Origin of the sequence: Asticcacaulis sp. AC402, from assembly GCF_000495835.1 — a bacterium.
Taxonomy (GTDB): Bacteria; Pseudomonadota; Alphaproteobacteria; order Caulobacterales; family Caulobacteraceae; genus Asticcacaulis.
Genome location: NZ_AWGC01000015.1, coordinates 37,737 through 49,650 on the forward strand (window position 1 = coordinate 37,737; position 11,914 = coordinate 49,650).

Annotated in this window: 8 protein-coding genes; 7 read left to right on the forward strand and 1 reads right to left on the reverse strand. The window is 61.0% G+C overall.

What is annotated here, in order from left to right; all coding sequences use genetic code 11:
* The first annotated feature begins 24 nt into the window (after positions 1 to 24).
* The 5 genes from ABAC402_RS29825 (at position 25) to ABAC402_RS29840 (ending at position 7,488) form a co-directional block, all read left to right on the forward strand.
* On the forward strand, positions 25 to 942 hold the full coding sequence (locus ABAC402_RS29825; RefSeq protein WP_023449417.1) for a glycine--tRNA ligase subunit alpha: 918 nt from the start codon (positions 25 to 27) through the stop codon (positions 940 to 942).
* Positions 942 to 2,990 carry a glycine--tRNA ligase subunit beta gene (gene glyS, locus ABAC402_RS29830; RefSeq protein ID WP_023449418.1) on the forward strand — a complete coding sequence of 683 codons (2,049 nt, stop codon included), beginning with the start codon at positions 942 to 944 and terminating at the stop codon, positions 2,988 to 2,990. Before ABAC402_RS29825 ends, glyS begins: the two co-directional genes overlap by 1 nt.
* A gap of 79 nt (positions 2,991 to 3,069) precedes the next feature.
* Positions 3,070 to 5,757: a pyruvate, phosphate dikinase gene (ppdK, locus tag ABAC402_RS29835; protein ID WP_023449419.1), complete on the forward strand. Its 2,688-nt coding sequence runs from the start codon at positions 3,070 to 3,072 to the stop codon at positions 5,755 to 5,757.
* A 139-nt stretch (positions 5,758 to 5,896) separates the two neighbouring features.
* Positions 5,897 to 6,712, forward strand: a complete 816-nt coding sequence (locus ABAC402_RS39225) for an OmpA family protein (protein WP_023449420.1) — start codon at positions 5,897 to 5,899, stop codon at positions 6,710 to 6,712.
* 104 nt (positions 6,713 to 6,816) lie between these two features.
* The gene (locus tag ABAC402_RS29840) at positions 6,817 to 7,488 is read left to right on the forward strand and encodes a hypothetical protein (protein ID WP_023449422.1); all 672 of its coding nucleotides are present in this window, start codon (positions 6,817 to 6,819) and stop codon (positions 7,486 to 7,488) included.
* Between the two features lie 378 nt (positions 7,489 to 7,866).
* Here ABAC402_RS29840 and tyrS read toward each other — a convergent pair whose 3' ends face one another.
* Positions 7,867 to 9,171: a tyrosine--tRNA ligase gene (gene tyrS, locus ABAC402_RS29845; RefSeq protein WP_023449423.1), complete on the reverse strand. Its 1,305-nt coding sequence runs from the start codon at positions 9,169 to 9,171 to the stop codon at positions 7,867 to 7,869.
* 84 nt (positions 9,172 to 9,255) lie between these two features.
* On the opposite strand from tyrS, the gene ABAC402_RS29850 reads away from it, so the two are divergent.
* Together ABAC402_RS29850 and ABAC402_RS29855 are read left to right on the forward strand one after the other, a co-directional pair.
* Positions 9,256 to 10,389 (forward strand): anhydro-N-acetylmuramic acid kinase, encoded by a 1,134-nt coding sequence (locus tag ABAC402_RS29850; RefSeq protein ID WP_031235545.1) that lies wholly within the window; start codon positions 9,256 to 9,258, stop codon positions 10,387 to 10,389.
* Between the two features lie 125 nt (positions 10,390 to 10,514).
* Complete coding sequence (locus ABAC402_RS29855; protein ID WP_023449425.1) at positions 10,515 to 11,900, forward strand: serine hydrolase; 1,386 nt, start codon at positions 10,515 to 10,517, stop codon at positions 11,898 to 11,900.
* Positions 11,901 to 11,914: the final 14 nt, after the last annotated feature.

The window sequence follows — 11,914 nt, forward strand, 5'->3', positions numbered from 1 at the left end:
ACATTTTCAGGCGATTTCAACACCATGCCAGAGACCAAAGAACCCCTTTCTTTTCAGGACCTGATCCTGACGCTGCATCACTACTGGTCCGAACAGGGCTGCGTTATTCTCCAGCCGTACGACGTCGAGGTCGGCGCCGGTACGCTGCACCCGGCAACCGTACTGCGCGCCCTGGGTTCCAAGCCGTGGAAATGCGCCTATGTCCAGCCGTCGCGCCGTCCCGTCGACGGCCGTTACGGCGAAAACCCGAACCGCCTGCAACACTATTACCAATACCAGGTTATCCTGAAACCCAATCCGGATAACCTGCAGGACCTGTATCTTGGGTCGCTGATGGCGATCGGGCTGGATGTTAACCTGCACGACATCCGTTTTGTCGAGGACGACTGGGAAAACCCGACCGTCGGGGCCTGGGGTCTGGGCTGGGAGGTGTGGTGCGACGGCATGGAAGTCACCCAGTACACCTACTTCCAGGGTGTCGGCGGCATCGAAGTCGATGTCGTGTCGGGTGAACTGACCTACGGGCTGGAACGCCTGTGCATGTATCTGCAGAACGTTGACAATGTTTACGACCTGAAGTTCAACAAGGCCGGCGTCACCTACGGCGAAGTTTTCCGTGAGCAGGAGCGCCAGTTCTCGGCCTTCAATTTCGAGGCGTCGGACGTTGCCACCTTAAAGCGCCAGTTTGAAGACATGGAAAGCAATGTGACGCGTATTCTCAACACGCCGAACAGCCTGGGCTATCCCCTGGTCCTGCCGGCCTATGACCATGTGCTGAAGGCGTCGCACCTGTTCAACCTGATGGACGCCCGCGGCGCCATCGCCGTCGCCGAGCGGCAATCCTACATCGGCCGCATTCGGGATCTGTGTAAGGCCTGCGCGCAGGAATGGGCGCGCCAGGAAGAGGCCGGCGTTGCGCAACGCGTGAGGGGAGTCGCCTGATGCCCCAACTTCTCATCGAACTCTTTTCCGAAGAAATTCCGGCCCGGATGCAACCGGGCGCGGCGCGCGATTTCGAGCGCCTGTTCGGCGCCAGGCTGACCGCCTCGGGCCTGACGTCGGAGTCGATCAAGGCCTATGTCGGGCCGCGTCGTTTAGCCTTGGTGGTTGAGGGCCTGCCGGTCGAACAGGCCGCCGTCACCGAAGAAGTCAAGGGCCCCAAGGATGGGGCACCGGAACAGGCCATGGCGGGCTTCCTGCGCAAGGTCGGCCTGAGCCAGGATCAACTGGTCCTTGAAAACGGCGTGTGGATGGCGCGGATCGAAAAACCCGGCCGCCGCACCATCGACGCCTTGCCTGACATGCTGCGCGAGGTCATCCTGGCCTTCCCTTGGCCGAAGTCGATGCGGTCGGGTACCAGCAACTTCCGCTGGGTGCGGCCTTTGAAGCGCATCCTGTTCCTGTTCGACGGCCAGATCGTTCCGTTCGAACTGGAAGGCCTCACGGCGGCCAACCTGACCGAAGGCCACCGCTTTCTCGGTTCTGGTAAGGCGCTCACTGTCAGCGATTTTTCCAGCTATCAGAAGGCCCTGGCGGAGAATTCTGTCATCCTGGACCATGCCGAGCGTCAGGCCTTTATCCTGAAAGAAGCCAAGGCGATCTGCGAAGACGCCGGCTGCGAACTGATCGAGGACCAGGGCCTTCTGGAAGAAGTGGCGGGGCTAAACGAGTTCCCGATGCCGATCCTTGGCGACATGGACCCGCAATTTCTGGCCCTGCCGCCGGAGGTCATCCGGACCTCGATGCGAACGCACCAGAAGTATTTCGCTGTGCGCAACACGGCGACCGGCAAGATGGCACCGCACTTCGTCATCGTCGCCAATATCCGCGCCAGCGACGGCGGCGCGGAGATCAAACGCGGCAATGCCAAGGTGCTGTCGGCGCGTCTGTCAGACGGCGTCTTCTTCTGGAATGAAGACAACAAAACCGGCAATTTCGACCTCTGGTTGCAGCGGCTGAAAGGTACCACCTTCCACGTTAAGCTGGGCACCATGGCCCAGCGGGTTGAGCGCATTTCGGCTCTGGCCGCGCACATCGCCGGTCATATCGGCGCCGATATCGAGACCGCGCGTGAGGCCGCGCGCCTGGCCAAGGCCGACCTGGCCTCCAAGATGGTTGGGGAGTTCCCTGAACTTCAAGGGGTTATGGGCGGCTATTACGCGGACGCTTTAAAACTGAAGCCGGAAATCGCCGACGCCATCCGCGAGCACTACAAGCCGCAGGGGCCGTCGGATTCGGTTCCGACGGGCAAGGTCAGCGCGGCGGTTGCTCTCGCCGACAAGATCGATACCCTGGTCGGCTTTTTCGCCGTTGGTGAAAAGCCGACGGGTTCGAAAGACCCCTATGCCCTGCGCCGTTCGGCCCTCGGCATCCTGCGCATTATTCGTGAGCAGAGCATGTCTCTGCCGCTGGGTGAACTGGTCAATGCCTGGTACTCCAGCCGGGGGGAGTTGCCTGTCGAGGTACAGGCGGTCGAAACGGTCGGTACGGAAATTCTTGCCTTTTTTGCCGAACGCCTGAAGGTGCAACTGCGCGACGAAGGCCGCCGTTACGATGTCCTGGAAGCGACCTTCGGCAGCGATGACGTTGTCAACACCCTATCCCGTATCGAGGCGGTAGAAGCGGTTGCCGCCACACCGGAGGGCGAAGATCTTCTGACCCTGCATAAGCGTGCTGCCAATATCCTGGCCGCCAGCAAGACAGAACTGCCGCATGCGACGCCGCGGAGTTACGACGGCATAGATCCGCTGGAAAAGACCCTGCTGGAGGCGCTCGAAAAGGCACGTCCCATGGTCCAATCTCACATTTCGGAAGAAAATTACGCCGGAGCCTTGAAATCAATTGCTGCATTGCGGCAAAAGGTTGATATCTTCCTCGACGGAGTGCTGGTCAATGCGGATGACGAAGACGTCAAAGCCAACCGCCTGGCCATACTGCGCGGGGTATGCGAACTGTCGGCGCCGATCGCGGATCTGAGCAAAATCGCCTGACGCGGCGGAACGGCAAAAAGTAAGATGAACCAAGAGGTTCCCAAGAAACGTTATTGCGTGCCTGAAACAAAAAATAAACATGAAGAGGGAAAGTTTCATGTCTAAACACTGGGTCTATGCTTTTAAAGCGGGTCAAGCCGATGGCGATGCCTCGATGAAGGCGCTTCTGGGCGGCAAGGGGGCCAATCTGGCCGAGATGTCGTCTTTGAACCTGCCGGTTCCGGCCGGGTTCACCATCACTACCGAAGCCTGCGTCCACTATTACCAGAACAATTCCGAGCTGCCTGCCGGTCTGGTCGAGGAGGTCGAGGCCAATCTCGCCCATCTCGAGAAAAACACCGGCAAGGGCTTCGGCGATGTCGTCAACCCGCTGCTGGTTAGTGTGCGCTCAGGCGCACGCGCGTCGATGCCGGGCATGATGGATACGGTCCTGAACCTGGGCCTCAACGATGCCACCGTTGATGGCCTGACCTCTCTGACCGGCGACCGCCGCTTCGCGCTGGATTGTTACCGCCGCTTCATCACCATGTACTCCAACGTCGTCCTGGGTGTGAACCATCACAGCTTTGAGGACATTCTGGACGATCACAAGGATCGCCTGGGCATCACCATCGATACCGACATCACCGCCAAGGATTGGGAACGCATCATCGCCGACTACAAGGCCATGGTGAAGTCCGAACTGGGCCGCGACTTTCCGCAGGACCCAAAGGATCAACTGTGGGGTGCCATCAAGGCCGTCTTCGGGTCGTGGATGAACGAGCGCGCTAAGTTCTACCGCAAGATGCACGACATTCCCGAGGATTGGGGCACGGCCGTCAACATACAGTCGATGGTCTTCGGCAATATGGGCAATACCTCGGCCACCGGCGTCGCCTTTACACGCAACCCGTCAACCGGCGACAGCGACCTGTACGGCGAATTCCTGCTCAATGCCCAGGGTGAAGACGTCGTCGCCGGCATCCGCACGCCCCAGGCCCTGACCAAGAAGGCCCGCGAGGACATGGGCGAGCGCTCGCCGTCGATGGAAGAATCGCTGCCGGAAGTGTTCGCCCAGTTCAAAACCACTGTCGATACGCTGGAAAACCACTATCGCGATGTCCAGGACGTCGAGTTCACGGTCGAGCAGGGCAAGCTGTACATGCTGCAGACCCGCAACGCCAAGCGGACATCGAAGGCAGCGCTGAAAATTGCCGTCGACATGGCCAAAGAAGGCCTGATCACGCCGCAGGAAGCGCTGATGCGGATCGATCCGGGCACGCTGGATCAACTTTTGCACCCGATGCTGGACCCCAAGGCCGACAAGATTGTCATCGCCAAGGGCCTGCCGGCGTCGCCGGGCGCGGCGTCCGGCAAGATCGTCTTCACCGCCGAGGACGCCGTGCGCTTTGCCGCTGGCGGCGAGGACGTCATCCTGGTCCGCGACGAAACCAGCCCCGAAGACATCAAGGGCATGTACGCCGCCAAGGCCATTGTCACCGCGCGGGGCGGCATGACATCGCACGCCGCCGTCGTCGCTCGCGGTATGGGCCGGCCGTGCGTTTCCGGCGCCGGTGAAATGCAGATTTATGCCGAGCGTGGCGAATTCGCCTCGCGCGGCCAGACCTACCGCCATGGTGAGGTCATCACCCTGGACGGGTCGACAGGTGAAATCATGAAGGGCGCGATCCGCATGATCGAGCCGGAATTCTCCGAGGACTTCCACCAGATCATGGCGTGGGCGGATGACTACAAGGTGCTCGACGTCCGGGCCAATGCTGAAACGCCAGCGGATGCCCGCACGGCGCTGGGCTTTGGCGCCAAGGGCATCGGCCTGTGTCGCACCGAGCATATGTTCTTCGACGAAGACCGGATCGCGGCCGTGCGTGAAATGATCCTGGCCGACGACGAGGCTGGCCGCCGCAAGGCTCTGGCCAAGATCGAACCGATGCAGCAAAAGGACTTCACCGAACTGTTCCGGATCATGGACGGCCTGCCGGTGACCATCCGCCTGCTGGATCCGCCGCTGCACGAATTTCTGCCGCATACCGAGGAAGACGTTGCCCAGGTGGCGGAAATGTCGGGCGTCGGCGCCGACAAGCTGTACAAGCGCACGAAGGAACTATCCGAAACCAACCCGATGTTGGGCTGGCGCGGCTGCCGTCTCGGCATTACCTTCCCCGAAATCTACGAAAGCCAGCTGAAGGCGCTGTTCAATGCGGCGGTGGAGGTCCAGGAAGGCGGAGGCAATCCGCTGCCAGAGATCATGCACCCGCTGGTCGCCACCCAGGAAGAAATGGCCAAGCTGTCGGCCCTGACCCACGAGGTGGCACATGCCGTCTTCGAGGCACGCGGCAAGACTGTTGCCTACAAGGTCGGCACAATGATCGAACTGCCGCGCGCCGCCCTGATGGCCAACCGGTTGGCCGAAACAGCGGAGTTCTTCTCCTTCGGCACCAACGACCTGACCCAGACGACCTATGGTATTTCGCGCGATGACTCAGGCCGCTTCCTTAACCCCTATATCGAAAAGGGGATTTTTGCCAAGGATCCGTTCGTCAGCCTGGACCAGGAGGGCGTCGGCGCTCTGATCGAGATGGCGGTTGCCAGGGGCAAGGCGACGCGTCCCGACATTAAGCTGGGCCTGTGCGGTGAGCATGGCGGCGATCCGGCCTCCATAGCCTTTTGCCACAAGGTCGGACTTGCCTATGTGTCGTGCTCGCCCTATCGCGTTCCGGTGGCGCGTCTGGCGGCGGCGCAAGCGGCGATTGCCGCCGACAGTCAATGAATCAAGCGGCCGGGCGGGTAATTGCGCCACACCCGGCCGTCTCGATCAATTTTGTCCCTCACGGGTTGTTTTGGCTGGTTGCCGAGGCCGGTCAAACGCGATAACCTTTAGTTAACAAAACAAAGCGTGGGGTGTTTGCATGAAAGCCGGGGCCGTATGGTTCGTAGGTCTGACCGGACTGGTTGCGCTGGGCGCTGTCGGTCTGTACAAAACCTTGCCGGGCGTCGAAAGCGACGTCCGCGCCAGCGTTGTCAAGGCTTTGGCCGACAACGGTTTCAGCGATGTCCGCGCCGAGGTTTCGGGCCAGACGGTGACCTTAAGCGTCGGCGATACCGTAGCCGATCCGGCCGCACATCTGGCACACGCCAAGGCCATCGTCACCAAATTGGACGGAAAGGTCTCAGACGTGCGCTTCCTGTCGATGCCGCAGGCCGCTCCGGTTCAGATTGCCGCGCCAAATCCGTCGTCACTGGTCCAGACGCCGGCCGAGGTGATAAAGGGCGAGAAAGCCACGACCATCGTTGCCAGTAATAGCCTCCCGCCGGTCGCGGGCGATTCAGCACGCGACGCCGCCATTGAGGTCGCCCGCACCTGCGACGACCGAATTTCGTCCGCTATGGGGTCGCGCAAGCTGAACTATCGCTTCGGCACCTACGAACTGACCGCCGAAAGCGAGCCTCTGCTGGACGATATTGCCAAGGTCGTGGTCGACTGCCCGGCCGACGTCAAGCTGATCGTCGCCGGCTATACCGATACGACGGGTGATGCCAAGGCTAATCAGTTGATCTCGCAGGCGCGCGCTCAGGCCGCCGCCGATGGCCTGGTCAAACGCGGTGTTGCCGCCAATCGTATTTCGGTGCAGGGCCTGGGGGGCACCTCGCCTGTTGCCGACAATTCCACGCCCGAAGGGCGCGCCGCCAACCGCCGTATCGTCGTTCGCGCCACTGCCGGTTAAGGGGAGCAAAATGCTGCATCTGTTGTTCGAATTGCGTTTCCTGTTGCTGGGCGTCGCCTTCCTGGGCCTCGCCACCGGCTTTATCGCACGCAAGGTGGGTTGATATGCCGTCGCTTGTCCTTCAGTCCGTTCTGCTCCTTGTCGGCGTCTTCGCAGTTTTTTCTGTTGTCGGCTGGCTGATGGCCGGCAAGCGCAAGGCGAGGCAGATCCGCCCCTACGAAGTTGTTGACTGGTCAGTGCCTGAAGCCGTCGAACAGCCGGCGCCCTTCCGCCCACAGCCGGTGGCCTATCTCGACGCCGCCGCCGAGGCCTTTACCTCCGGCGTCGTCAAGGCACCAGAGCCCGATCGCTCGCCCTATATGCCGATCAATCCGTTGCCGCAGCCGTTGGCGCCGAATGCCGCGGTCCAGAATTTTGGCGCTCAGTATCTGGGTTCTCTACACCAGATTGACGATTTCGGTGCCGTGCGCCGGGTTTCCAGCCTGGCTGCCATGACGCCGGAAAGCGTCGAAGCCGCAGTTCAGCAGGCCGGTTCCGGTTTGGAGCCCGTGCGACTGGTGGTGCCGCAAGGACCTGTGGACGACCTGACGGTGATTTCCGGCATTACGGCGGATCAGCAACAGCAGCTTAATGCCCTGGGTATCTTCCATTTCTGGCAGATCGCCGGTTGGTCGCCGGAGCACGTCGCCTGGGTGGCCAGCCGACTGCCCACCTCGCGCCGGATTGCCCGTGAAAACTGGATGTCCCAGGCAGCCCGTCTGGCGCGGCTGCATTAAGCGCAAGCCGATAAAGTGTGCAGCACTTTTCGGAAAAATTGCGCGACAAAACTAAAACGGAAAGCGGGCTTTTGATTCCATAAAAAGCCCGTGTTTGTCGGTGTAATACCAAGCCACCTTGACTTTGACATTCTTTCCGCAAGGGGACCCCTCCGTCTCGACGCGCTACGATCTTCGATCTCCGCTTGCTCGCCACCTCCCCATCGAAGGGATGGGGAGGAGAAAAAGAATATGTTCAATGGTTTCTTCTCCTCCCCATTTCAAATGGGGAGGTGCCGAGCAAGCGAGCCCAAAGGGCGAAGCGCGTCGAGGCGGAGGGGTCTCCCTACTGTCGATGTGTCAATCTTTTCGTTGATAGGTATAAACTCCGGAGAACGACTATACCGGCTTGACCAGAAGTATCTTCTTTTTCCCTTGGGACACCTTGATGACGCCGTCGGCCGTCAGGTCGGCCGCCGTCACCAGTTGATTGCCGTCGCTGATCGCGACATCGTTTACCCGCAAGCCACCGCCCAGGGCAAGGCGGCGGGCTTCGCCGTTCGACGCTGTCAGGCCGATCTTGGTCGCCAGGGCCGCCAGCATGATTCCCTCATCCAATACCACCCGCTCTATCTCGACCGTCGGCATGTCAGCCGACATTACGCCCTGCTCGAACGCCTTCTGAGCCGTATCACGCGCTGTTGCCGCCGCTTCATCACCGTGCAGCAGCTTCGTGGCTTCGTCAGCCAGCACCTTCTTGGCGTCGTTGATCTCGGCGCCTTGCAGCGCTTCCAGACGAGCGATCTCGTCCAGAGGCAGTTCGGTAAACAGGCGCAGGAACCGGCCGACATCCTTGTCCTCGGCGTTGCGCCAGTACTGCCAGTAGTCGTAGGGTGACAGCAGGTCGGCATTCAGCCACACCGCGCCCGAGGCAGTCTTACCCATCTTGGCGCCCGATGCTGTGGTCAGCAACGGCGTGGTCAGCCCGAAGGCATGCGCGCCAGATTTTTCTGGGCTAACGACATCGCTGATTGAACGCGTATCTGCACCCATGCGGCGGGTCAGTTCGACACCGTTGATGATGTTGCCCCACTGGTCCGAGCCGCCCATCTGCAGGATGCAGCCGTGACGCTCGTTCAGTTCCCGGAAATCGACCGCCTGCATCAGCATGTAGTTGAATTCCAGGAAGGTCAGGGGCTGTTCGCGTTCCAGCCGCAGCTTGACCGAATCAAAGGTCATCATGCGGTTGATGGTAAAGTGCGTCCCGAACATCCGCAGGAATTCGATATAGCCGTAGCCCGACAACCAATCGTCGTTATTGACCATTATCGCCTGGTTGCCGTCTTCACCGAACTCAAGAAATTTCGTGAAGACCTGTTTGATGCCATTCAGGTTTTCCGAAATCTTGTCGTCGGTCAGCATCTGGCGCTGGGTGTCCTTGCCCGACGGGTCGCCAACCTTGGTCGTGCCTCCGCCCATCAGAACGATCGGCTTGTGACCGGTCTTTTGCAGCCAGCGCAGCATCATGATCTGGACCAGGCTGCCGGCGTGCAACGACGAAGCCGTGGCGTCGAAGCCGATATAGGCCGTAATCATGCCCTTGGCCGCCAGGCTGTCCAGCGCCTCGGCGTCGGTGCACTGGTGGATGAAACCGCGCGCCTGGAGGGTGCGCAGGAATTCGGATTTGAAACTTGGCTCGGTCATGATTTGCGTGCAGTATCGGTTTGAAAGAAAGAACGGTGTGTGACGAAAGCACCGTCCGGCGTCAAGTCAGGCGTGGAGAAAATCATGAAAGTGTTGGGGTTTATGACCGGGACGTCGCTCGACGGCATCGACCTGGCGATTCTGGAAACCGATGGTGAGGCGATCGAAACCTTTGGGCCTTGGGCTGAAAACGCCATGCCGCCGCGGGTGCGCGATGTGCTGGAAAACGCCGTGCGCGCCGCCCTGGCCTGGCCGCGCGGCGCTGCCGAACCGCCCGTGTTCGAGGAAGCTCGCCGGGTTCTGGTCGGATTTCATCTTGAGGCGGCAGATTATTTCCTGCGTCAAAACGGCCTGGGTTTCAAGGACTTCGACGTCTTGGGCGTCCACGGCCAGACGGTCCTCCACGAACGCCCCCAGCCAGGTCGCAAGGGCCGCACCGTGCAACTGTTCGATGGCCAGGCTTTTGCTGACGCCACCGGCGTTACTGTTGTCAGCGACTTTCGTCAGGCCGATGTCGCCGCCGGTGGGGAAGGTGCGCCTTTGGCCCCCGTCTATCACCGCGCCCTGGTCCGCAAGGCAGGGCTGGACCTGCCCGTTGTGTTAGTCAATCTGGGTGGCGTCGCCAATATCACCCTTGTCGACGAGGACCTGAACCTCACGGCGCTGGATACAGGTCCTGCCAACGGGCTGATGGACCAGTGGATGCGCCAGCACGGCCGTGGCGACTTTGACCATGAAGGCCAACTGGCGGCCTCGGGTTCGGTCAACGAGGCTATGGTCGCCGCCTATATGGGCCATCCTTTTTTTGCGGCGTCCCCGCCGAAGTCGCTTGATCGCTATGACTTTACGTTGGAACGGGTCCAGGGGATGACCATCGAGGACGGCATGGCGACCCTGTCAGCCTTCACCCTGCAAAGCCTGCTCGCCGGGATTGCTTCGGTCGGCGCCAGGCCGCAGACGGTCATCCTGGCCGGCGGTGGCCGTCACAATGCCCACTTGGTGCGATGCATAGCGGAGGCGCTTTCGCCGGCCCGCGTTGTCTTGGCCGAGGATTTGGGCTGGCGTGGCGGAGCGGTCGAGGCGGAAGCCTTTGCTTATATGGCGGCGCGGTCACTGCGTGGTCTGCCCATTTCCTTCCCGGGCACGACCTCGGCGCCGGAGCCGCTGACAGGGGGCGTGATCTCCTCGCCGAGGGGGCGGAACCAGTCGGTCGCTTGACGTATCGCTGGCAATGTGGGCGGTGTTCGCGCCAACTGCCCGTGACACATTTGTAATCCAACGCCGTCTTGGAGGCGCCCGGCCGCCGTGGTAGTCACGACGGATACAGGTCTGGGGAGGTTTCCATGGTCGGCAAGTCGTTTTTGGGTTTGGGTGCGGCCTTAGCGCTGCTGGTGGCTTCCGGATCCGCGCTGGCGGTCACGCCGGAGCAATCGGCCAGGATAGACCTGATCGTAAAGCAGGCAATGGACGCCAACCAGACGCCCTCGGCCCAGATTGCCGTTGTCGAAAAGGGCAAGATCGCCTTTTCCAAAGCCTATGGCCTGGCTCAGATCGGGCCGGATGTGCCGGCGACCACGGCGTCTCGCTATCAGATCGCCTCGGTGTCGAAGGCCTTCACCGCGGCAGCCGTAATGTTGCTGGTCGACGAGGGCAAGCTGTCGATGGAAGACAAGGTGGCGAAATGGTTCCCGGACTTGACCCAGTCCGGCGACATCACGATCCGCCAACTGCTCAGCCATACGTCTGGCTATTCGGATTACTGGCCACAGGACTATGTCATGCCGTCGGTCCAGGGCCAGACCACGCCGCGCGCCATCTTGGACCAGTTCGCCAAGGCACCGCTTGACTATCAGCCGGGCGAGGACTGGCAATATTCCAATACCGGCTACGTCGTTGCCGGCCAGATCGTCGAAGAGGTTTCCGGCAAGCCGCTGTACAAATTCATCGAGGAACACATCTTCAAACCGGCCGGGATCACCGACGGCCTTGATGCTTCGGCGGTCGACCTGAAGGCGCCTGACGCCCTGGGTTATCAGCGCCAGGGGCTGGGTCCGAACCGTTTGACACCGAAAGCCGGCCGTGGCTGGCCCTACGCCTCTTGGCCCCTGGCCCTGACGGCGGAGGACGTCGCCAGGTGGGACCTGACCCTGATCCGGCGGTCGCTGTTGTCACCGACGGGCCACGACATCCAGATTCAGACGGTCAAGCTGAACAATGGCAAGGACACCGGCTATGGCATGGGCTGGTTCGTCGCCAAGGCCAATGGCCGGACTCTGGTCAATCATGGCGGCGAGGGTGCCGGTTATCTGACCGAAAACCGTATCTATCTCGAAGACGGCGTGGCGATCGTGGTTCTGACCAACACCATGACGGGTTCGGCCCACACCGACATCGCTGACCGTATTGCCTATATCCTGCTGCCGCAGCAGGGCGTCGACGCCAAGGTCCTGGCGGCGTTCGAAGGGCTGCAAAAGGGCGAGGCAGACCGCGCCGTATTTACTGACAACTTCAACGATTTCCTGACCGACCGGGCCCTGGCCGACCATCGTCAGAATCTTGGGACCATGGGCGGGCCGCTGCAGTTCACCCTGGCGCGATCGTCGAACCGCGGCGGCATGGAGGCGCGCAGCTATCGTATTCGCATGGAAAATGGCAAGGATCTGCGCTTGAGCGTCTATGTCACCAAGGACGGCAAGTTTGAACAGTTTTTGGTCTACGGCGTGAATTGAATTGCGGTTATGCT